Consider the following 22,291-nt stretch of genomic DNA (forward strand, 5'->3'; position numbering starts at 1 on the left):
ATTTTCCACTTATCGTAAATTAATTATATCATAAATATGAATAAAGAACTATAATATTTCCTTATTGTTCATTTTTTAGATACATTTCCATATTTTTTAGTATTTTTATTAGTTCGTAAGTTGTATGTAGTGAATGAATAGCCATTTAATTATTTTTTGATATTTTCCGATAATTTCTGCAAAAGCGTAATATCGCCCGCAAGTGACTGCCGGTTTTCCTGCTGAATAGAAACGTATACTTCCTGGCGGTGTATATCAATATGCTCCGGGGCATCGATACCCAGCTTCACCTGGTCTCCTTCTATTCCGAGTACAGTGATCGCGATATCATCCCCGACACGAATTGATTCTTTTTTCTTTCGTGTGAGTACTAACATGATCCTGTGCCTTCTTTCTGCGTCCGCTGAAACAGCAGATGCTTCGTCTCGTACGGCGACTGTGCCATCGGCCACTGCTTGCCGAGCTTTTGTTCGACGTTAATAATAAGCGGTGCCTGCAGATTCGCCGTACTTTCTTCTAATGTGTTCGCAAGCGTCAGTGTGACATAGACAAGTACCTGCTCCGGGTTTTCGATATGCAGCTGTTCCGTGACTGTGTCCGGTACTTCAAGCTCATAGTCCGGGAAAAACACGAACGGGTCGGCGGTAATAAACGCAATGTGCGCGTGTTGCACGGACTGCATAATAAACAGGCTGCCGCTGTCGTCGAACGGAAGAAAAACAAAGTCCCGTTCGTCTTCAAACGCCGGAATGCCCTGCGGAAAACGGGTAATATCCTCTTCTTCAATTGTGACAGCACCTAAATGCTTCGTTTCGATTTCCACTCCTCTGCCTCCTTGTAAATTGAATGCCTACGCGAAACAGATGACAGTCACAAAGACCAGTATACTGAATCGCTCTTCATAATAAAACAGATTTTCCCACATTTTATAAAATTTTATCTTAAAAAGTCCATAAGCGTCGTCTGCATGATACGTCCGGCCGAAGCGAGAGCTGCCTGGTGCACGGTCTGCTGGTTCGTTAAATTGGTAATGACTTCTTCCAGATCGGCGTCTTCGTTGTTGGACATGATTTTGTTGGAAATGACCTTTTGATCGGCAAGCCGGCTTTCAATCATTTCAATCCGGTTCGAGCGCGCGCCGAGTTCGGCTCGCTCATTCACGATGGTGTTCATCTGTGTATCTAGCTTACCCAGGTATTCCTGCAAATCCTCACCGGTCGTATCTGGATTTTCCAGATCGGCCTGCAGCTGTTCGAGTTCGGCAAACAGCTGCTCGTTAAACACCCCGCCCGGCGTGGAGCTCACCTCGATGTTAATGCCCTTCATCAGCTCCATTTCCACCGCATCGCCGTGGCCGGTAAAGCTGTCCGCCGTTACGCCGTTTTCAGCCGTATTCGTGTCAATCGGCGGATTCGTCGTATTGGAGCCGTTAAAAATGTATTTGTCGCCGACCTTCGAATTGGCGGAGCTGATCAGCTGTTCCTTCAGCTCGCTGATTTCTTTGGCTATATTGCCGCGCTGTTCGCCTTCATATGTGTCGTTCGACGCCTGAGTAACGAGCTCGCGCACCCGCTGCATTACCTGGGTCGCTTCCCCAAGAGCGGCGTCACTCGAATCAAGCCAGTTGTGAGCTTCACCGACGTTCCGTTCAAACTGCTCCACCTCCCCGACCTGGGAGCGGTACCGCATCCCATTCATGGCGACGACCGGGTCCTGGGAGGCACGGGTAATTTTCTTGCCGGTGGACAATTGGTCCTGCAGGTTCATCATCTGATCGTAGCTCTGGCTGATATGGCCGTTGGACCGCTGGGTCATCATCTGCTGGGTGACTCGCATACTCGTTTTCCTCCTTTTTTAACGGCCGACCAGACCCATGTTGTTGATGATACGGTCGAGCATTTCGTCAAATGTCGTCACGCTCCGGGACGCCGCGTTATAGGCGTGCTGAAACTGGATCATGTTGGCCATTTCCTCATCCATGCTGACCCCGCTCACCGACATGCGGCGCTCATCGGCGCTTGAGGTCAGCGACTGGGTAATGTTTGTTTTCTGGTTCGCTTCGCTGGCATCGACGGCCATCTGGCCAATCACGCCCTGGTAGAACCGCTGCACACTGGTGGAGTTTTCATTTCCTGCACCAAAGTTCAAATCCGCGTCCTTCACGTTGGCCAGGTTCAGCGCGTTGCTGCCGTTGCCCGCGTAGCCGGTGCCGTTTTCCGAGGCAGAGGCTGCGGCGATATTGTTCAGGTCCGCTTTTACATCGCCACTGACGCGCAACGCACTCGCTGCTCCCTTCGATTCAAGAACATTTGCATCAAATGTGAAAAAGTCTATGCCCACGCCCTTCGTGCCTGCTTCCACGTCGTTCATCGTCCACCCTTCCCGGTGGACATCGTTCAGCGCGTTCGCGAAGGTCGTAACCATTGTATCGATGTTATTCAGCATGTCCGGATACAGGCCTTCCACCTCCCCGGAAACATCGTTTCTGTAGCCGTATGCCTCATGCAGCCCCTGCATGCTGCCGCTCGACTGCATAAACGCGTTGGTATTTGCAGACGGATTGTCGATGTTCGTTCCCGCCTTGCCATTTGCCCACTCGAAGCCTGCTGTTTCCACATGCCCGTTCCGGCCGGCGGATTTTTCCACACTCACCTCCTGGTACGCAAGCGCATTGCCGTCCACGAGCTTCTGCAGCCGGTCCCCGGTGTCGCTCGTCATGAAAATATCGACGGTGCCCTCAGCGTTGCTGTTGGCCTTGCCGCCGCTCGGATTGCGCTTCACTTCCACAGTCGTCATCGACGAAAGCTCGTCAATCAGCCGGTCGCGTTCGTCATACAGATCGTTTGGCACCTTGCCGTGCGGCTCCACGCCGGCGATCTGTTCGTTCACGCTGCTGATCTGGCTGAGAAGCGAATTAAACTGGCCGGTTTCGTTATCAATCTGCGCGTCCAGGTCGGTTTTGTTCGCCTGCAGCGAGTTGGATATGTAGGAAAAGGTGTCGACCATCGCCTCCCCGCGCTGGCGGACGACCGAGCGTGCGCCGGAATCTTCCGGATTGGACGAGAGGTCCTGCAGCGACTTCCAGAATTCGTCCATCGCGTTGGCGACGCCTTCATCAGTCGGCTCGTTCATCAGATCCTCCATCCGGGAGAGGTTTTCGTTTTTCGTTTCCCAGTAGCCGAGCTTGGCATTTTCGCCCCGGTACTGCACGTCAAGGTACTGGTCGCGGATGCGCGCCACCGTGTTGGAGTCCACGCCGGTCCCCATCTGGCCCGGGGTGCTCGGCTGGTTCATGCCGGCTTTAGAAAAAGCATCACTCTGCTGCAGGTCGACCCGCTGACGTGTGAACCCCGGCGTATTGGCATTGGCAATGTTATGTCCCGTCGTCTGCAGCGCGTGCTGCTGGGCAGTGAGTGCCCGTTTCGCTGTTTCAAGCCCCATGAATGTCGAAGTCATGCGTGTTCCTCCCCGTTTCTATGTACCTGCTGCTTATGCCCGTGAATCAAAAACCGAGTATTCCCGCTTTGAGCGCTGCGGCGTCTGTCCCTGCCGGCCGTACTGGACCGATTCCTGCGGCTGCATGGCACTCAGCATCACCTGCGTGTATTTCATTGCATCCTCAAGCATGGCGCGGTTCAGCTCCTCCTGGTTCTGCAGGGCGGCCATCACCTGAATCAGTTCGTACTGCAGCGCTTCGAGCTGCGTTCGTTCCTCCGCGTCTGCAAGCGGCTTTAAGGCGTCAATGGATACAGATTCCTCAGGGCTCGCGCCTGCAAGCGCTGCGGCCTGCTGGTGGCGCTCACGCTCGATCCGGGTAATGCGCTGCACCTGCCGGCGTTCGTCGCGGACAAGCTGCTGCAGGGTTTCTGCGTTACCGTTTTTCAGCATCTGCGTCTTCTGTCCGGACATGCCGAGCAGCACCCGGTGCTCTTCGATCAGTGCGTTCAGCTGTTCTATTACTATCTGTACGCTCATGCGGTCGCTCCTTTATGTATATGTATCAGCAGGCCGGAAATAGGCCTGCTACTGATTATTCCAGTAATCCTGCATTTTCTTTGCCGTCTCCTGCGGCCGCACCTCGTACGTGCCGTTTTCAATCTGGGCCTTCAGCTGTTCAACCTTTTCCTTCCGGGCCGGGTCAATGGCCTCTGACTGCTGCAGCTGTTTGGCTGCGCTCGAAATTTCGACGGAGTCTTTCTTACCCCCCTGCTCGCCCTGCGGCGGCTTCTGCTGCTGGGCGGCCTGGCTGCGGTATATGGCATTAGCGGAATGCGCGGAATGAATTTTCATCTGTTAAGTCCCTCCCATCCGGACGTTACGCTCCGGCTGATTTGTTACTCTTTATATCGGCCAGATTGTCGTCGTTTTCCTTGGTACTTAAGACTTAAATTTTAACATACATACATGCTTTTTGACTCATTCATTATTCCCACGCCCGGTACGTCGCCCGTGTGTCTTTAATTTTTTTGGCTTCCCACTCTTTCTGCTTCGCCTCCGCCTCCAGGCCTGAGGAAATACGGCCGCTGCACGTGCGGCAGAGCCGGTGCTCACGGATCGATTCGCCGCACCCCTCGCACGGATAGCTGAAGTTCGGCAGATGCGCCAGATTCAGACGCCCTTCGCGGATGTAGCGGAAAATATCTTCCTCGCTGACTCCGGTGGCCTCAGTGACCTCAAGAATCGTCGACTGGCGGTGCCTGCTTTTTCTTACGTGCGTGTATACTTTTTGGAACCGTTCTTCCTCCACCCGGTGGCATTCGGGGCAGACCGAACGAAGCGCCTGTACAAACAAATTGCCGCATGACGGACAGTTTTTTAATTCACCCATGGTTCGTTTCTCCTTTGACTCATTGTTGCTTTTTATATCGGCACAACCAGCCCGGAGTTTAAGCACGGATTAACGTAAGCGATGCCGTCGAAGCAGCTCCTGCTGCTTCAAGCACGCCTGCTGCTTCGCGGACCGTCGCTCCTGTTGTATAAATATCGTCAATGATCAGAACGTTTCGGCCAATAATCTTTTCAGGAGCAGGGACGGTAAATCCGCGCTCGGTTTTCAGCCGTTCCTGTTTCGTCTGCTTGCTTTGCTTTTCTCCATCTCCTGCCGCCCGTTCGAGTGCTGAAACGTATGGAATTTTAAGACCGGCAGCGAGCACCTCCGCCTGATTAAAACGTCGCTCCTGCAGCCGCTCTGTAGCAAGCGGAACCGGAACCGGCATAAAACCCCGAAAATGCTTCCGGTACGCGCGGCGAAGGTCGTCATAAAACGCAGCGGCCATCACCGCGTCCCCGCGGAATTTCCACCGGGTTGTCCACGCCTTCATCCAATCATCGTAATGAAACAGCGAAACGTTTTTCACCCATCTCTCAGCATTTCCCCGCCGGCGCCACCCGGTGCAGTCGGAACACAGATCCCCATTTCCGTGCACCGAGCACTCCGGACACACCGCCCCGGTAATTACAGGCAGCTGCCCGGAGCAGGTGTCACACAGCTGCGCCTGTTTCCACGCAAACAGATTATTGTACGTCCACGACGTCTGCAGCCGTTCCCGGCAGGAAAGACAGTAGCCTCTCGTAAAGGATAAAAGTGGGCCATCATCATTCATTGGGCGCCGCCTCCTCCCGGTTCATCGCTTCAATATGATGAATCGTCTGCTGGATCGCTTTCGTACGGCCGTAATGGAAGAAAACGACATCACCCTCCGGCCTTTCCGGGTTCCGTCCGGCTCGGCCGGCGATCTGCACAAGAGCGCTTTCGGTGAAAATATCATCATCGGCACCCAGCACTGCCACGTCCGCCTTTGGAATCGTGACGCCGCGCTCCAGTATCGTCGTTGTTACTAGAATATCGAGATGCCCTTCCCGGAAAGCAGTAATTTTTCCCTCACGCTTTTCATCTTCGGCGTGCACTCCGTCGCAGCGGAAGCCTTCTGTCCGGAGGGCTTCCACCGCCGGCCGTATAACCGCCACCGATGGAACAAATATAAAGAGCGGGAAAGCCCCGTCCCGCCTCCGGCACCACTGTATCAGCGCATGCGGCAGCCGCCCGCGGGAGAGCTGCAATCTCCAGTTTCCAGCCCACCGGCACACAGGCACCGGAAGCGGCTGCCCGTGAAACCGGCGCGACACCCGCACATATGCGAGACTTCCGCTTTTCATCCGCCGCTGTTCGTTCTTTCCGGGGGTCGCGCTTAAATACACTACTGCCGCCTGTGGGCGGCATGCTGCCCGTACAGCCATTTGGAGACCCGGGTCAAACACATAAGGAAACGCGTCCACCTCGTCGATTATCGCCAAATCAAAGGCGTGCTTAAACCGGCGCGCCTGGTGGGCCGTTGCGAGCACAAGACGCGTCCCCGGACGGGCATCGGAACTGCCGGCATACCAGGATGCAGCCGGCACATCTGGAAACACGCCGGAAAGTCTCGGATACAGCTCGCGCACGACGTCTGTCCGCGGCGTCGCCCACAGCACCCGTTCACCCCGGGCAAGTGACTCAGCCACTGCCTGAAACATCATTTCAGTTTTGCCCGCGCCGCACACCGCCCAAATGTACAGCTCCTGCTTCCGCCTTCCGGCTTCAACAGCAGCAAGGGACGCCTGTTCCTGTCCGGAAGACAGCCGCCCGTTCCATGCCAGCGGATCAGAAAATACCGGGGCCGCTTCGGCTCCCGTCCAGAAGTAAAGCGACGTACAGACCGACACCCGCCCCATTTCGAGACATTCCCGGCAGTAGACGCACCGCTTGCGACCGCAGGCACATGCATGGGCGCCGAACAGGCCAGGGGTTTGATTGCTGCAGCGCAGGCATCGCCAAAAAGAGCTCTGCTGCGTGATGCCGGGCACCTTCTGCAGCATTCCTGTCTGGACATAGGTATCAATGATTTGTTGATCGCACGGCAGCTCCTGGGCGAGAAGCGCCCGACCGCTGCAGTGGGCCTGCATCTGTTCGTGTTCAGGTAAGGATAAAGCAGAGGATTCAGAAACAGAGGAAACGGAAGGAAAAGTTGGATCCGGCCTTCTGCTGCCGGTAAACCAGTTGGATAGCATATTCATGGGAGGTGGTTCCTTTCGCGGGAGGGTTATAAGAGGAGGCGGCCTGGAGGGGCCGCCGGAATTAATTGGAGAGGGTTTCAGGACGGTACCAGGCTAGCCCGATGGCGTTTTCACCAAGATGCGTGCCAATCACCGGCCCAAGGTGTTCGAGAACGACCCGGGACTCCGGCGAAGCTTCCTGCAGCTGCCGGCGGAAGGCTTCCCCGGCCTCTTCGGCGTTTGCATGGAGGACGCTTGCTTCAAGCGGGCCTTTGGCCGTTTCCTCCAAAAAGAGGGACTGAATACGGGCGAGCGCTTTTTTGGATGTGCGCACTTTTTCATATGGCACAATCTTTTTGTCGGTAAATTCGAGGACCGGCTTGATGCGCAGCATACTGCCAACCATTGCCTGCGCCCCGCTCAGCCGGCCGCCCCGCTGCAGGTGACGCAGATCTTCGACAATAAAATAGGCCCGCATCGTTTCTTTGATTTTATCAAGCTCGGTAAAAATATCCGCTACATTGTATCCTTCAGAAGCCATCCGGGCGGCAGTCAACACATAATAGCCCTGGGCCCGGGCACTGATCTCCGAGTCGTAGCAGTGCACGCGAACGGTATCTTCAAGGTCCGCAGCAACAGCCACTGCTGTCTGGTGCGTCCCGCTGATCCCGCTGCTTAAATGAATGGAAATAATGTCATCGGCCTCCCGGGCGATCTCCCGGTAAAGGTCCTCCATTTTTCCCGGCGACGGCTGGGATGTGGTCGGAAGCGTTTCCGAATTTCTCATCGTCTGAAAATACGTTGCAGCCTCCCACTCCGTCTCCGGCATCGTTTCTTCATTTACCACCACATTGAGCGGAATTTCGTGAATGTTCCACTGCTTAAGTTCTTCAGGGCTCAGGTACGAGGTGCTGTCAGTAACTACGGCGATATTTGGCAAACAGGCCCTCTCCTTTCGTTCTGTCTATAATATGCATGTATGAGTTCGTTTTCATTTTACGGACTTCCCGCCGGAAGTCAATGCCAAAGCGCAAAAAGGGCTGCCGATATTCCACCGGCAGCCTTTACTTATTTAGCGGACTTTCACCCAGCCCTTTTTGATGGATTCGACAACCGCCTGCGTCCGGTCGTTCACATTCATTTTCTGCAGGATATTACTCACGTGGTTTTTCACCGTTTTTTCACTGATATAAAGAGACTCACCGATCATCCGGTTGCTGTAGCCGTCCGTCATCAGCTGAAGCACTTCGCACTCGCGGCGCGTCAGAATGTGGAGCGGCTTACGGTACTCCACCTCTTTGTAGCCGATTTCGGTATCATCTGCGCCGTGATCGTCACCTTCATGGGCAAGCCGGCGATATTCGTTAATCAGATTCTGCGTTACCTTCGGGTGAATGTAGGCGCCGCCGGAGCCGACCACCTTCACTGCTTCAATCAGGGCGTCGGCATCCATTTCCTTCAGCAGGTAGCCGGAAGCTCCTGTTTTCAATACGTGCGTCACGTACGACTCATCGTCGTGAATGCTCAGAATAAGCACCTTTAAATCCGGGTGGCGTTCGATCAGCGTCTTGGTCGCTTCAACGCCGTTAACACCCGGCATGTTGATATCCATCAGCACAACGTCCGGATGATAATCGTTGACAAGAGCAAACGCTTCTTCTCCGTCACTGCCTTCTGCAACAATCTCAAAGTTTTCTTCCATATCCAGAATGCGTTTAACGCCTTCACGGAAAAGCTGATGGTCATCAATTAACAGCAATTTGATTTTTTCATCGATACGTTCTTGCATACGTTCTCATCCTTTCTTCGCTTCACTTATCTTTTGGTTATTTAATGCAGTCTTTTGTTTTAATGAACCGGTACAAACACTTTCACTCTCGTGCCCTGGCCGACCACGGAATCAATCGTCAGCTCCCCGCCCAGCGCGTTCACACGTTCTCTCATGCCGAGAAGGCCGAACGATTTGTCCCGTTCCTTTTGTACGTCGAACCCTTTGCCGTCATCCTTGATTAAAATCGTAATGCTCGTCGGCCGCTGTTCGAGCTGTACCCGGAGAAGATCCGGTTTGGCGTGCTTGTAGGCATTCTGGGCTGCCTCCTGGACAATGCGGAACAGTCCGATCTCAAGGTTCGGGGCGACCCTTGCTTCTTTCCCCTTCGTGGTAAACTCTGTCACCATGCCCGTATTGTCTTCAAGGTGGCGCAGATACTTCTGTAGCGTCGGCACGAGGCCAAGGTCATCAATCGCCATCGGGCGCAGGTCGTAAATGATCCTGCGTACTTCCCCGAGGCTCGAGCGGATCAGCACACGCAGCTCCCGGAACTCCTGGATGGCTTCCTCCGCGCTTTTTTCACGGGAGATTTTCTCGACAAGCTCCGAGCGGAGCAGTACGTGCGCGAGCGTCTGCGCCGGGCCGTCGTGAATTTCACGAGCCACCCGCTTGCGCTCGTCCTCCTGCGCTTCAATGATCTGCAGGCCGAACTCATGCTTTTCCCGGGCATTTTCGACAAACTCCCCGACGTCCTGAAGATCGCCGGCAAGAAAGTTATACACAATGCCTACCTGGGAAACAAGCGTTTCAGCCCGTTCAATGGTTTCATCCAGTTGAATCAGGCGGCGTTCGATATTGTCCCTGCGGTCGCGGAGGCGTTTTTCCTCCTGGCGCACCACAGCGAGATTTACCTGCGATTCGTTAGCTTTTTCATACACCTTCTGCACTTCTTCATCACTGAACTGCCGAAACCGTTTGCTTACCTCTGCTAACTGATTTCTTGCGACCCTGGCTTCAACCTCGAGCTGATCGGAGCGTTCAATCGTTTCCGAAATGTGTTCCTGTATTTCCTTCAACTCTTCCTGGAGTGTGTGAAGTTCTTTTCTGGAGGTTTCACTGATCTCAAAAATTTCTTCTTTGCTTTTCTCTACTGTCTGAAGCATTTGGTCAATAATTTGATCTAAGTCTGCTGCATTTCGCAAGGCTACCATCACCCTCTATACTTGCCTGCGAATTTTCAATACCGTTTGGAACGGTTCATGAATAGTTTAGCATATTCGTTTGGACCTATTCCGCTATGTAATGAAAAATCACAAATTTACATATTTACCTCTAATTTTGTTTCATTTTCGCCCGTTTCCTGTTATATACTGGCCAAAATGTTGCAACCATTACAATCATATTATACGGTAATAACATTACCTAGGAGGAATGTTACCGTATGCTTACTTCATATCGTACCATTAAACAGAGCGGACATCATGAATTTACCATAAATAAATCACGCTTTATTACCCATATTACCCGCGCAGAAGACGAAGTAACCGCTCATTCATTCATAGAGCAGATAAAAAAAGAGCACTGGAACGCCGCCCACAACTGTTCGGCGTATTTGATCGGCGAGCAGGACCATATTCAAAAAGCCAATGATGACGGTGAGCCGAACGGCACTGCCGGAGTACCAATGCTCGAGGTGCTGAAAAAACGGGAGCTGAAAGATACCGCCGTCGTTGTCACCCGCTACTTCGGCGGAATAAAGCTCGGCGCTGGCGGACTCATCCGCGCCTACGGCTCATCGGTTTCCGAGGCGCTGAATCACATCGGCATCGTGCGCCGTACGCTGATGCAGGAGCTCATTGTCTCTGCCGACTACAGTCTGCTCGGCAAGCTGGAATATGAAGCCCGGAAGTCCTCCTATATTCTTGATTCGATTGACTACGAAGAGCAGGTGAAGCTTCATCTTTATACCCCTGCCGAAGAAACGGAAGCGTGCCGGGAGTGGCTTGTGAACATAAGCAGCGGCCAGGCCGGGATAGAAGAAGGGAAGCAGGCCTTCGTGGAAACCGACGAACCCTCGTAGCCTTTCATTTATTTCCCCGGTAATACGAAGCGGCCGCTGTCAAATACGTTCCCGGCCCAGAAATAGTTTTCGTACCGGGTGTTTATTTTGTTTACTATCGTTTCTGCCTCGGATACAATGAAAGAATACAATATTTTTCAAAATGCTCCCATTTGAGCTGATTTTTATATAATAGCGTATCTGCAGACGCTTTCTGCCGTTTTCTATACTAAGATCATTATACAATCTAAAGGAGAAGTGCCGACATGCCAAGCTCAACGTCTCAACGGAGAAATCTTCGTAAAAGAAGAAAGAAATCCTTCATCTGGAAAACCACAGCCATCGTGGCATTACTTTTTCTTCTGCTTGCCGGAGGAGCTTCTGCCTACTTTCTCCAGCAGTTGAACAGCGTGTCCGCTGATACAGAGGAAGAGCTCGAACGCGGCGAAAAATCGAATCTCCGGGACCAGGCCGTTGATCCCTCAGAGGACAGCTTCTCGGTTTTATTCCTTGGAGTGGATGACCGTGAAAATGGATCCATGGATGGACGCTCTGACGCAATGGTCGTCGGTACATTCAACAAGGACTCCAAAAAAGTAAATCTTGTGAGTATCCCAAGAGATTCGCTCGTAAATATTGAAGGAAACGGCGAAGACAAAATCGCACACGCCAATGCTTACGGCGGCACCGACCTGGCCGTCCAGTCCGTAGAAAATACACTGAACATCCCAATCGACTATTATGTAAAATCAGATTTCGCTGCTTTTACCGACATTATCAACGACCTTAACGGCGTCGACGTCGACGTGCCATTTGATTTCACGGAGGAAGGAACAGAGTTTGAAGAAGGTCCGGCAACGCTTAACGGCGAAGAAGCGCTGAAATACGTGCGGATGAGAAAAGAAGACCCGCGGGGCGATCTTGGGCGCGGCGAACGTCAGCAGGAAGTGCTTGAAAGCCTGATCAAAAAAGCCGGCTCCATCGAATCCATCGATAACTACGATGATGTATTTGACAGCGTCAGTGAAAATGTAAGCACCAACTTCACGTTCGGCAACATGATCGCTCTGCAGCAGTACGCCGATTCGTTAAACGAAATTGACTCCAGCCAGCTGCGGGGGTCAGATACAACGATCAATGGCATTTATTACTACCAGCTGGACCCGGAGGAAACGCTCGAAACGTCCAATAACCTGCGCAAGCAGCTCGACCTTCCGGCTTCTGAAGAACCGCTGGCACTCCCCGGCACGCAGGTGAACAATGAAGCACCTGCTGTTGAAGAAGCTCCGGCTGAGGAACCCGATGAGGAGCCTGCGACTGAAGAAGAGGCACCGGCTGAGGAATCCTACGAAGAACCTGCTGCAGAGGAGGAAGTGCCTGCAGAGGAAGAATCGTATGAAGAAGCGCCAGCGACAGAGGAAGAAGCTCCGGTGGAAGAATCCTATGAAGAGCCGGCAACAGAAGAAGAGGCGCCGGCTGAGGAGTCCTACGAAGAGCCTGCTATGGACGAAGAAGTACCGGCTGAAGAGGAGTCATACGAAGAAGCGCCAGCCGAAGAGGAAAGCTACGAGGAAACAACACCTTAAACCACAAGTTTTTCAGCATAAAAAAAGCCCGGAAGGAGCATCTTCTCCTTCCGGGCTTTTCTATAACTATTTCCGGCCGATGCCGTGATAAATAAAGCCGGCTTCTTTAAATTCCCTGGCTTCAAATGCATTTCTGCCGTCAATCATGACCGGCTTGTTCATAATGCTTTTTAGTTTCTCCGGCGTGACCTGCAGGCATTCATCCCACTCTGTCACAAGCATCGCCGCGTCTGCGCCTTCGCAGGCATCCAGCGCGCTTTCTGCGAAATAGATGTCTTCCTCGAGCAGCTGCTTGGCATTGTCCTCTGCTACCGGGTCAAAGGCACGTACCTTCACACCGTACTCCTGGAGCGAACGGATGATTTTCAGCGACGGGGCTTCCCGCATATCGTCTGTGTTCGGCTTGAACGCCAGTCCGAGAAGCGCCACCGTAATATTGCGGATGTCTTCGTTAAAAATCACATTCAGGTGGTCCACCATGCGCAGGCTCTGCTTTTCATTCACGTCATTGACAGCCTGCAGCAGCTGCGGATAGTAGCCTTTGACCTCTGCCAGGTGCTTGATCGCTTTGACGTCTTTCGGGAAGCAGGAGCCGCCATAGCCGATCCCCGCGTTCAAAAATTTCGGCCCGATCCGGTTGTCCATCCCCATTCCGCGTGTAACCGCATTGATATCTGCACCGTAGTAATCGCAGATGTTTGCCACTTCGTTCACAAAAGAGATCTTCGTGGCAAGAAAGGCATTGGAGGCGTATTTGATCATTTCGGAGCTGCGCGGATCTGTCACGACGATGTTGTCTGTAAGCGGCTGGTGCAGCTCAGTTAAAATGCCCGCTGCTTTGTCGGAATTTGTACCGATAATGACACGGTCAGGATTGAATGTGTCCTTCACAGCTGATCCTTCCCGGAGAAATTCCGGCACCGAGCATACTTCGATCTGCGCATCCGGATTTTTGTCTGCAATCAGTCTGCGCACGCGGTCTGCAGTTCCTACCGGTACCGTCGATTTATTCACCACGACGCGGAATTTATCATCATCCACCGCTTCCCCGATTTCGTCCGCCACGCCGTACACGTAGGACATGTTCGCTGCTCCTGTTTCCGACTCAGGCGTGCCGACAGCAATAACCACCACGTCTGATGCCTGTACGGCAGGCTTCAGTTCTGTTGTAAACTGCAGGCGTCCGGCTGCCCGGTTTGAGTCCACCAGTTCTTTAAGCCCCGGTTCATAAATCGGGATCTCCCCATTGTTCAGCCGGTCCACCTTCTCCGGAATTTTATCCACACAGATTACGTCATTGCCAAGTTCTGCAAAGCTTGTGCCTGATACAAGGCCTACATAGCCGGTACCTACTACTGTTAGCTTCATACATCTCCCCAACCTTTAATTTATGTATTTTCGTTCTTTTATACGCGTGAATGACCGCTTATTGTTTAAGCGTTATTGCCAAATTTTATTGTATCATATTTTGCCATTTATTCTACATTCACTTCTGCATACATATTAAAGGTCCCGGTCTTCGACCTGCGAACGCACTGGCATGCCGGTCTGGGCTCCTTCCTTTTCGACAGAAAGCGCTGAGGCGGCATTGGCAAACCGGCAGGCCTTTTCAAGCGGCATCCCTTCTGCCACTGCTGTCGCAAACGCCCCATTAAAGGTGTCACCTGCCCCTGTGGTGTCCCGCACGTCCGCCGTCCGCACTGGAATGACGGCCTCGCGGCCATCTGCCCGGATAATCGATGCTCCCGCCGCTCCCTTCGTGATCACTACATTTTCACGGCGGCCGGCAATCGCCGGGTACGCCTCCCGCAGTTGTTCAAACTCCTGTTCGTTTGGTGTCAGATAGGAGGCTTTCCCCCAATACTCCGGGGACAGCGGCTGCATTGGCGCCGGATTTAAAATAACCGGCGTCAGCTCCTCCTCAGCGGTTTGAAGCACCTTCTCCACCGCCGGCGCTGGAATTTCAAGTTGTACGAGCACTGCGTCTGCCTCTCTCAAAAGCGACCGGCTTTCTTCAATATCATCAGGGCTGACCGTGGCGTTCGCCCCCGGGGTCACAATAATGCAGTTGTCTCCTTCAGATACAATAATTACAGCCACACCGCTCGCAAGGTCTGGACGCGTGCGGACATGGTCTGTATTGATGCCTTCTGCGTGTAAATGCTCCAAATATTCTGTGCCGAAAGCATCGCTTCCAACCGCTCCGACCATTGACACCCGGGCACCGAGGCGGGCAGCGGCCACTGCCTGATTGGCCCCTTTCCCGCCAAAATATGTATGAAAGCCTTCCCCGAGGATCGTTTCTCCCCGGGAAGGCATACGTTCCGCTGTGGTAACCAGATCCATGTTAATGCTTCCAACAACCACTATATTTGCCGGCATTCATCTATCACTCCCTGCTTGGACTAACAAAATTCTGCGTATAAAACGGACGGTTTTCGTCGTCAAATGCCACGCCGACACCAAGACCATCGTAATTGCCAAGCATCGCTTCGCGGTGCCCTTCATACGAATTCATCCATCCGGCTGTAGCATACAGCGGCGCCCGCTGCCCGGAGGCGATATTTTCGGCAGCCTGGACGTAGCGGATGCCGTCACTTTCGAGGCGGTCAAACGGCGACTGGCCTTCCGGATTCACGTGATCGAAAAACTGATTTTCAGCCATGTTTTCACTGTGCGCCCTTGCAACATCTGCCACCGGCTCATTGTAGGCGAGCGTATCCCGGCCGAGCTGCACACGCTGCGCATTGGTTAAATGCCATACAAGCCGTTCATACGACTCCCGTACTTCTTCGGACTCTTCGGTATAAAACGACGAGTTTCTTTCCACCTCTTTATCCACCAGCAGCAGAGCATTCACCCTGTTTTCTTCATGGACATCATAGAAAAAGGTCGCAAAGCCTTCCTCCACTTCGTAAACGCCCTGCTGCTGTTCATCCGTTTCCGTGCGGATGTTTCCGCGGGTTACCGTCTCCATCGATTCACCGTACGTATCTTGAATCACATTGCGCCCGGTGCCCCAGCCGTTTCCTTCACTGTCCTGCCACGTCTGCTGGTTGGAATAAAGTGCCACTACACGTCCGTCCTCAATCCCGTACTGGGCGTACTGTTCATAATCATCGTCGTAATAAATATGCCAGTCGAACGAATAGCTGCCGGCCTGCACGTCCTTCGCTTCCCCGCGTGCCGTTTCCACTTCTTCAAGACTGTCTCCAAGACTCACGCCTGCAACCTCCCAGTCCCCTGTTCCTTCAGGCACTTCCGTTTCTACAGTGCCAGCCTCTGGAGCGCCTCCGCTCGTTTCATCCGCCTGCAGGTTTTCCCCGAGCAGATTGGATAAAAACAGGGCCATTCGTTCGCCCTGTGTCTCCGTTCCTTCGTATGTCGTGCCGCCTGCTTCCTCGAGACGGTCTTTAACCCCGCTCCAGGGAGAATCCGCCGGGCTGTAAACTACGAACGCTGCCAACAGAGCCAACAACACCGCCGTACCAACCAGACTCTTCATGTGCATAACTCCTCTATTTGCTCATTTATTGTTTGTTTTACTCGTATATTTTAATTGTACAGGAAAAAGGCCCGTGGGAATATTAACTTGCATTTGGATATTCCCCTTAAAAGTCCTTCGGCAGAATGATATACTATAAGGACGTACAGACTATCTTTAACGCCGGTGCATGTATATAACAAACTTTATAACTATGACATTTATAAAAGGGTGAAAAAGTATGGCTTTATTCGGTAAAAAAAAGCAATCGTCCCAGGGTGACGCTGTTAAACCAGAAGAACTGGCAGACCAAACCCCGGCGGATGAGGAAACCATAGACGAAGCACATGATGACAGCGGACGGACCGTAGAAACGACTCTCAGCCTGCATCCGGACGCCGAAATTCCGGAAGAGGATGAATACTACCTCCGCTTTTTAAACGGGGAAGCACCCCGGCTAAAGCCGGGGCAGGTCGCTCTATCGGGCATAAGTGCACAACGGGATGAAAACGGACTGATGCTTGTCACCGCCTTTATCCGCAACGGCGCAGAAAAAGCCATCCGTTTGAAGCAGTCCACGGTGCTTCTGATGAGTAATGACAACCAGGTGATCGCGAAAAAGAAAGTGGATTTAAGCGGTGTCGGCGACATCCCGCCAAGAAGCGCCCGGCCGTGGAACTTTTATTTCGCGCCTAAGGAACAGCTTCAGCAGGAACTTCCTAAAGACGGATGGAAAATCGGCTTTCACGTGGAAAAACCAAAGCGCGAGCACCATCTTGACCTTGCCGACAGCTGGAAAAGTGCGCTCAGCGACCAGCAGGTGGACAAGCTGAAGGACATGATCCGTGACATGAAGCCGCCGCGTCCCGGTGAGGTCAACTTCATGGGGATGCGCGCCGTGCAGTCGGAAAACGGTGACCTGCATGTAACGCTTCTCATCCGCAACGGGGGCAACAATGAGCTCAAGCTCGACAACGTGCCGCTGCAGGTGGAGGATGCGCACGAAGAGGTCATTGCCCGGGGCGGATTTAAGCTCGACGATTTTGCCGTGCAGCCGTTCTCAAGCCGGCCATGGACGTTTGTTTTTCCGCATCGTCTTCTGAAAAAAGAGGAAATTGATCTTTCCAAATGGAGAGCATATCCGATTAAAAAGAAACAGAATGAAGACAACGCGTAACGAAGGAGCCCAAACCGGGCTCTTTTTTTACGCAAAAAAAGCCGCCGTGGCAGCTTTTCTCTACAATGACTACTTTTTATCCGTTTCGGTTTGCAGAATATTGTTCTGCAGGTAATCCTCAAGCGGCTCACGCAGATCTTCCCGGTCGAGCGCAAAGTCGATCGTCGCTTTAACAAAGCCGAACTTATCGCCAACATCGTAGCGCACACCGTCAAATTCATACGCCAGCACGTCCTGGCTTTCATTCAGCTTCGTAATGGCATCCGTCAGCTGGATCTCATTGCCGGATCCTGGCGGCAGCGTTTCGAGAATGTCGAAGATTTCCGGTGTCAGAACGTAGCGTCCCATTACCGCATAGTTGGACGGAGCATCTGCAAGATCCGGCTTTTCCTTTAAGCCCTGGACTTTATGCACGCCGGCTTCTTCCTCGCTTTTCGGATCAATGATGCCGTATTTGGAAACGTCCTGGTCCGGCACCTGCTGGACGCCGACAACCGAGCTCTGGTATTTATCAAACACGTCTGTCAGTTGCTTCATGCATGGCTCGTCCGAATGCACAATATCATCCCCAAGAAGCACAGCAAACGGCTCGTCTCCGATAAAACGGTGGGCGCACCAGATGGCATGGCCGAGGCCCTTCGGCTCCTTTTGGCGGATGTAGTGAATATTTGCCATATTGGAAATCTGCTGGACCTCCTCGAGCTGCTTCGTTTTGTTTTTCTTTTCAAGCGTCTGCTCGAGCTCATAGGAAACGTCGAAGTGGTCCTCGATCGCGCGTTTGCCGCGTCCGCTTACAATAATAATGTCTTCAATGCCGGCAGCAATCGCTTCTTCTACTATGTATTGAATAGTGGGTTTGTCCACGATCGGAAGCATTTCCTTTGGCTGCGCCTTTGTCGCCGGCAGAAAACGCGTTCCAAGCCCTGCGGCCGGGATAATAGCTTTACGTACTTTCATCTTTTTTCCTCCTTGATAACTGTGATGCGTGCCCTGCACGCATGTTAAATATAAGACAAATTAAGCTGTATTCAACATACCATATCGAATGGGAAATACAAATACATGGGATAAAATCATACTGCTTGAATTTTCCAAAAGCAGGGCAGGGCTCCCAAAGTGTTGTCACATTCTGCTTCTTCCTTTTGTTGGAATATATGGTATAGTAGTTATATTCTAACACGAAAGGAGGCGCAACCGCGTTTTTTTCTGCTCCCAAGGTCCTGTCTGCGGCCTTATTTTCACCAACCCCCTCCTCTTGGTGAAATACTCCCTACAAATTTTTAACGAAAGAGGTGTATGCCCGTGCCCCGGGAAGAACGCCTTTGGTTTCCTGGCACCGTCTATTACATTACTGCAGCTGGGGCTTCCAACCGCACCTTATTTCCCGACGAAAAAGACTATAAACAATACGTATACTTATTAGCCAAAGTAATCAATACTACGAAGCTCGATCTTCATGCCTACTGTCTGCTTCCGGACAGCATTCATCTGCTGGCCGAATCCACGTACGTCTCCATCTCCACAATTATGCGGGAGCTGCATGCGTCCTATGCCATGCACTACCGGCGCCATTATGACACCGGAGGCCCCGTTTTTCAGTCCCGTTACCATTCCGAACTTCTCCCTGATGAAACCTCCTTTTTTGAACAAAGCCGCCGGATACACCTGCTTCCTTCTGAGAAGCTGGATCATCCCTACCCCGGATCGTACCGGTGGTGCAGCGCACGGGACTACCTTGCGCCCCAGCCCGAGTATGCCCCGAGGCATCCCTTTTTATCCCTCGAACGCACTCTTGCCTTTTTTCCTTCTCCAAGACATGAATACTTTCACCAATTTTTATACCACACGTCTGTAACCCAGACCCACTAACTATTCAGGAGTGATTACATGTTTAACCAAGTGACGCTTGTCGGCAGATTCACCCGCGATCCCGAATTAACCTATACGAAGGACGGGACCCCGGTATGCAACTTCACCCTTGCTGTTCAGCGGTCCTTTCGCAACCAGGAAGGGGAATACGATGCCGATTTCGTTCCCATTACCGTATGGCGGCGCCAGGCGGAAACGACGTGCGAATACTGCCACAAAGGCGCTATGGTCGGTGTGAAAGGAAGAATTAATACACGTCTGTACGACAACAAGGACAATAAACGTGTGCAGGTGGTTGAAGTAAACGCTGAAGACGTGCGGTTTTTAAAGCTGCAGTCAGGCGCTTCTGACGCACCGCCGGAAAGCATCGGCTTAAGCACTGAGCCTTTTCCCGCCGGTATGTAGCAGTTCTCCCCTTGCTTTATCCCCCGCGTTACCCCCTCTTTCATAAACAAAGTCCCCCGCACTCCTCTGCAGGGGACTTTTTACATAAAGCGCGATCCGTATCTCCATAGCCAGCATAAAACAACAATCACTGCCGCAGCGGACACTCCGGCCATGTCGAGAGCAACATCCTGCCACATGCCGTGCCTGTCCGGGCTGAAGTGCTGCCGGAACTCGTCAAGCATGGCAAACATCAATACAAACCCGTACGCCCCGGCGAGCTTTCCCCAAAACGGCAGGCGGTACGGGTAAACTGCGAGCAGAGCTGCCAGAAATATAGCGGTGAACATAAACACGTGGCTTGCCTTGCGGATGAAAAATTCTACATAGCCTTCCACGCCGGAGGCAGCTACACTCACCGGCTCTCCTCCATAGGAAAAGGACGGTACGGATACATACGGCTGCAGCCGCTCAAACGGGATGTGCTCGAGCCACGGACGAATGTCCTGCTGCTGATATGGCATGGAAGTTGAAATGAGAATAGTTAGTACAGCACCTGCAAGCGGCAGTGCAAACAGCCATTTATGCGCGGACAGACTTTCTGCACGTATATCCAAGGTGCTTACCTTCTTTCTTCTTTATTTTCAGTATAAAAAACCTGATGACGCTTTTCCAGCTTTTAACCCCATACTGCCCATGTAATACTGATGGTAATAACCATAACAATCAGACTCACTGGCGCACCGATTTTCATGAAATCCGTGAACCGGTAGCCGCCCTGCGTATACACAAACAGATTCGTCTGATAGCCAATCGGCGTAATAAAGCTCGCGGAAGCTGCAATTGCGACAATTACCGCAGCTGCCAGCGGAGAAACAGACAAAATATCCGCTGTTTCCAGTGCCACCGGCAGCATCACGATGGCCGCCGCATTGTTGGTCACCACTTCGGTAAACACATTTGTCAGAACATAGAGGGCTGTAAAAACTCCGAGCACCCCAAACGGCATAAACCAGTCAATCATCCGTTCTGCGAGAAGCGGAGCCGCCCCCGTACTCATCATCGCTTCTCCGAGTCCAAAGGCAGCAGCAATGACGATCAGCACTTCATATGGAAGATACCGGTGGGCATCCATCAGCGAAAGCGATCCTGTCAGGAGCAGTCCGGCGACGGCGATCAGCGCTGCATAGAAAATAGGAATGATCTGCAGGGCAGCGAGCCCCACCATCAGCATCATCATGACGAGCGGCAGCCAGCTCTTCCACCTCGGCCCCTTCAAAAAAGGATTCACGCTGTTTTTCAGTACGTGAAAGTCATTGTGGGCGCTCGTTTTTTGTTCAAATTCCGGCCCAGCCAGCAGGAGTAGTGTGTCCCCCGGCTTTACCACCATTTCTTTCATTTCGGACGAATAGCTCTCATCATAACGATGAATGCCGATAATCGCAGCATCAAATCGCTGGTCAAAGAAAATGTCCTTTAGCTTTGTAAATAGAATGTTGGAGTAGTGGGTTACCATTACTTCCATCAGCTTGCGGTCATTCGGCTCTTCAGCTGTTTTTTTCTCACTCGTTTCCGTTCTAATATCAAGGCCATCCGTATTTTCGAGCACCGCTATCTGTGCCAGGTCTCCGTATACCACCAGACAGTCACCCGATTCAAGAATGTGGTGTTCGCCGGCCTCCCTGCTTTCCGCTTCCCCGTTTGGCAGTAAAGCCAGCAGCTGCAGAGACGGATCATTAATAAAACCCGCCCGTTTCAGTGTATCTCCGAGATGCTTATAATCAGGTGTGATTTCGAGCTTGAGCATGTATTTCCGGCGGCCCTCCTTCTGGTAAAACAGCGGAGGCTTCCGGTCCGGCAGAATCTTTATGCCAATCGTTAAAATAAAGATGGTCACAGCAATTGTTGCAGGTATGCCGATTAAAGCGAGCTGAAAAAAATGAAACCCCGCGTATCCCCGCTCAAGCAGGAGCCCGTGCACGACAAGGTTGGTGGACGTTCCTATCAGTGTAATCGTGCCCCCGATGATCGTGGCGTAGGACAAGGGAAGCAGGAATTTGGACGGCGCCAGATCATATTTTTCGCACCACCGTTTCACAAGCGGCGAAAACGTCGCTACAATCGGCGTATTGTTCAGAAAACCGCTCATAAGCGCCGAGGGCACGAGCATTTTCATTAGCGATCCTCTAGGGGTACGGCCTTTACTCAGTACTCCTTCAACGAACCGGTCCACGATGCCGGTCTGCTGGACAGCACCTGCAACAATACAAAGAAGGCCCACGGTCAGCATGCCCTGGTTGGCAAACCCCTTCAGCCCCTGTTGTGGTGTAATAATCCCTGTGATAAGCAGCAGTGAAAGAACGAATAAAAAAATAATACCCGGCCGCGCTATTTCTTTCATCAGAGCACCAATCATCGCCAATACGATAATCAGCACCCATACAATCTCCCAGGACACGCCGTCACCTCCCTTTTTTATAATTCATAGTATTTTAATATGTTTAATCAATTTTAGACTCACAACCTATTATACTTATCGCCAGGTAATTGTAAAGGAACACTATATGTTTTACACTAGAGAAAGAGAGGTTTCTTACTAGGCGCTGGCTTTCTTCAATGGAGAGACAGTTTTTCGGCGCGTAATCATAAATCTCTTGAAATACTTTGAAAAGAGGTGAACCAAAATGGCATTCGTCATTACATCGCCATGTATAGAAGAAAAAGCAGGGGAATGCGTGGATGTTTGTCCTGTAGACTGTATTGAAGAAGGAAAAGAGCAATTTTATATTGATCCAGACGTCTGTATCGACTGTGGTGCCTGTGTAGTTGTCTGTCCAGTAGAAGCTATCATCGAGGATACTGAACTGACACCGGAAACAGAACCTTATCTGGAAAAAGCAAAACAATATTTCGGTACAGAATAAATCGA

The 22,291-nt window shown here is 52.0% G+C and carries 24 protein-coding genes; 6 read left to right on the plus strand and 18 right to left on the minus strand.

Annotated elements, in window-relative coordinates; all coding sequences use genetic code 11:
* Positions 1-149: 149 nt before the first annotated feature.
* The 12 genes from csrA to ACTRXH_RS12300 all read right to left on the minus strand — a co-directional run bounded on the left by csrA (position 150) and on the right by ACTRXH_RS12300 (position 10,014).
* The gene (gene csrA / locus ACTRXH_RS12245) at positions 150-377 is read right to left on the minus strand and encodes a carbon storage regulator CsrA (protein ID WP_022793397.1); all 228 of its coding nucleotides are present in this window, start codon (positions 375-377) and stop codon (positions 150-152) included.
* The gene (gene fliW, locus ACTRXH_RS12250; protein ID WP_474282330.1) at positions 371-823 is read right to left on the minus strand and encodes a flagellar assembly protein FliW; all 453 of its coding nucleotides are present in this window, start codon (positions 821-823) and stop codon (positions 371-373) included. Before fliW ends, csrA begins: the two co-directional genes overlap by 7 nt.
* A gap of 113 nt (positions 824-936) precedes the next feature.
* Positions 937-1,836 (minus strand): flagellar hook-associated protein FlgL, encoded by a 900-nt coding sequence (flgL, locus tag ACTRXH_RS12255; RefSeq protein WP_474282332.1) that lies wholly within the window; start codon positions 1,834-1,836, stop codon positions 937-939.
* A gap of 18 nt (positions 1,837-1,854) precedes the next feature.
* Positions 1,855-3,456: a flagellar hook-associated protein FlgK gene (flgK, locus tag ACTRXH_RS12260; protein WP_474282334.1), complete on the minus strand. Its 1,602-nt coding sequence runs from the start codon at positions 3,454-3,456 to the stop codon at positions 1,855-1,857.
* Between the two features lie 33 nt (positions 3,457-3,489).
* A complete protein-coding gene (locus tag ACTRXH_RS12265) occupies positions 3,490-3,975 on the minus strand; it encodes a flagellar protein FlgN (protein ID WP_474282336.1) in 486 nt (161 codons plus the stop codon).
* Positions 3,976-4,023: 48 nt separating this feature from the next.
* A complete protein-coding gene (gene flgM, locus ACTRXH_RS12270; RefSeq protein WP_474261123.1) occupies positions 4,024-4,290 on the minus strand; it encodes a flagellar biosynthesis anti-sigma factor FlgM in 267 nt (88 codons plus the stop codon).
* 133 nt (positions 4,291-4,423) lie between these two features.
* Complete coding sequence (locus ACTRXH_RS12275; RefSeq protein WP_474282338.1) at positions 4,424-4,828, minus strand: TIGR03826 family flagellar region protein; 405 nt, start codon at positions 4,826-4,828, stop codon at positions 4,424-4,426.
* A gap of 58 nt (positions 4,829-4,886) precedes the next feature.
* On the minus strand, positions 4,887-5,603 hold the full coding sequence (locus ACTRXH_RS12280; RefSeq protein WP_474282340.1) for a phosphoribosyltransferase family protein: 717 nt from the start codon (positions 5,601-5,603) through the stop codon (positions 4,887-4,889).
* Entirely contained in the window at positions 5,596-7,053 is a 1,458-nt protein-coding gene (locus ACTRXH_RS12285; protein ID WP_474282342.1) for an ATP-dependent helicase ComFA, read from the minus strand. The genes ACTRXH_RS12280 and ACTRXH_RS12285 overlap by 8 nt, the downstream gene beginning before the upstream one ends.
* 61 nt (positions 7,054-7,114) lie before the next feature.
* Positions 7,115-7,972, minus strand: coding sequence for a DegV family protein (locus ACTRXH_RS12290; RefSeq protein ID WP_474282344.1), 858 nt, complete (start codon positions 7,970-7,972; stop codon positions 7,115-7,117).
* A gap of 132 nt (positions 7,973-8,104) precedes the next feature.
* The gene (locus ACTRXH_RS12295; protein WP_462866373.1) at positions 8,105-8,821 is read right to left on the minus strand and encodes a response regulator; all 717 of its coding nucleotides are present in this window, start codon (positions 8,819-8,821) and stop codon (positions 8,105-8,107) included.
* Positions 8,822-8,880: 59 nt separating this feature from the next.
* Positions 8,881-10,014 carry a sensor histidine kinase gene (locus tag ACTRXH_RS12300; protein ID WP_322526901.1) on the minus strand — a complete coding sequence of 378 codons (1,134 nt, stop codon included), beginning with the start codon at positions 10,012-10,014 and terminating at the stop codon, positions 8,881-8,883.
* A gap of 230 nt (positions 10,015-10,244) precedes the next feature.
* Here ACTRXH_RS12300 and ACTRXH_RS12305 point away from each other — a divergent pair, with 230 nt between their 5' ends.
* Both ACTRXH_RS12305 and ACTRXH_RS12310 read left to right on the plus strand, forming a co-directional pair.
* The gene (locus ACTRXH_RS12305) at positions 10,245-10,883 is read left to right on the plus strand and encodes a YigZ family protein (RefSeq protein WP_474282346.1); all 639 of its coding nucleotides are present in this window, start codon (positions 10,245-10,247) and stop codon (positions 10,881-10,883) included.
* 245 nt (positions 10,884-11,128) lie between these two features.
* Positions 11,129-12,448, plus strand: coding sequence for an LCP family protein (locus ACTRXH_RS12310; RefSeq protein WP_474282348.1), 1,320 nt, complete (start codon positions 11,129-11,131; stop codon positions 12,446-12,448).
* Between the two features lie 66 nt (positions 12,449-12,514).
* On the opposite strand, the gene ACTRXH_RS12315 is transcribed toward ACTRXH_RS12310, so the two are convergent.
* The 3 genes from ACTRXH_RS12315 to ACTRXH_RS12325 all read right to left on the minus strand — a co-directional run bounded on the left by ACTRXH_RS12315 (position 12,515) and on the right by ACTRXH_RS12325 (position 15,953).
* Entirely contained in the window at positions 12,515-13,816 is a 1,302-nt protein-coding gene (locus ACTRXH_RS12315; protein WP_474282350.1) for a UDP-glucose dehydrogenase family protein, read from the minus strand.
* Between the two features lie 135 nt (positions 13,817-13,951).
* Complete coding sequence (gene rbsK, locus ACTRXH_RS12320; protein WP_474282352.1) at positions 13,952-14,830, minus strand: ribokinase; 879 nt, start codon at positions 14,828-14,830, stop codon at positions 13,952-13,954.
* A 7-nt stretch (positions 14,831-14,837) separates the two neighbouring features.
* On the minus strand, positions 14,838-15,953 hold the full coding sequence (locus ACTRXH_RS12325) for a CAP domain-containing protein (RefSeq protein ID WP_474282354.1): 1,116 nt from the start codon (positions 15,951-15,953) through the stop codon (positions 14,838-14,840).
* A 220-nt stretch (positions 15,954-16,173) separates the two neighbouring features.
* On the opposite strand from ACTRXH_RS12325, the gene ACTRXH_RS12330 reads away from it, so the two are divergent.
* The gene (locus ACTRXH_RS12330) at positions 16,174-17,109 is read left to right on the plus strand and encodes an accessory Sec system S-layer assembly protein (protein WP_474261111.1); all 936 of its coding nucleotides are present in this window, start codon (positions 16,174-16,176) and stop codon (positions 17,107-17,109) included.
* A 69-nt stretch (positions 17,110-17,178) separates the two neighbouring features.
* On the opposite strand, the gene galU is transcribed toward ACTRXH_RS12330, so the two are convergent.
* Complete coding sequence (gene galU, locus ACTRXH_RS12335; RefSeq protein WP_474261110.1) at positions 17,179-18,066, minus strand: UTP--glucose-1-phosphate uridylyltransferase GalU; 888 nt, start codon at positions 18,064-18,066, stop codon at positions 17,179-17,181.
* A gap of 345 nt (positions 18,067-18,411) precedes the next feature.
* Here galU and ACTRXH_RS12340 point away from each other — a divergent pair, with 345 nt between their 5' ends.
* Both ACTRXH_RS12340 and ACTRXH_RS12345 read left to right on the plus strand, forming a co-directional pair.
* Complete coding sequence (locus ACTRXH_RS12340; protein WP_474261109.1) at positions 18,412-18,978, plus strand: transposase; 567 nt, start codon at positions 18,412-18,414, stop codon at positions 18,976-18,978.
* Positions 18,979-18,996: 18 nt separating this feature from the next.
* A complete protein-coding gene (locus ACTRXH_RS12345) occupies positions 18,997-19,383 on the plus strand; it encodes a single-stranded DNA-binding protein (protein WP_474282356.1) in 387 nt (128 codons plus the stop codon).
* A gap of 80 nt (positions 19,384-19,463) precedes the next feature.
* Here ACTRXH_RS12345 and ACTRXH_RS12350 read toward each other — a convergent pair whose 3' ends face one another.
* Both ACTRXH_RS12350 and ACTRXH_RS12355 read right to left on the minus strand, forming a co-directional pair.
* The gene (locus ACTRXH_RS12350) at positions 19,464-19,979 is read right to left on the minus strand and encodes a VanZ family protein (RefSeq protein WP_474261107.1); all 516 of its coding nucleotides are present in this window, start codon (positions 19,977-19,979) and stop codon (positions 19,464-19,466) included.
* A gap of 62 nt (positions 19,980-20,041) precedes the next feature.
* Positions 20,042-21,820 carry an SLC13 family permease gene (locus ACTRXH_RS12355; protein ID WP_474282358.1) on the minus strand — a complete coding sequence of 593 codons (1,779 nt, stop codon included), beginning with the start codon at positions 21,818-21,820 and terminating at the stop codon, positions 20,042-20,044.
* Between the two features lie 226 nt (positions 21,821-22,046).
* On the opposite strand from ACTRXH_RS12355, the gene ACTRXH_RS12360 reads away from it, so the two are divergent.
* Positions 22,047-22,286 (plus strand): DUF362 domain-containing protein, encoded by a 240-nt coding sequence (locus tag ACTRXH_RS12360; RefSeq protein WP_022793374.1) that lies wholly within the window; start codon positions 22,047-22,049, stop codon positions 22,284-22,286.
* Positions 22,287-22,291 lie beyond the last annotated feature (5 nt).

Source organism: Marinococcus sp. LNHM5E3-2.1, from assembly GCF_056034365.1.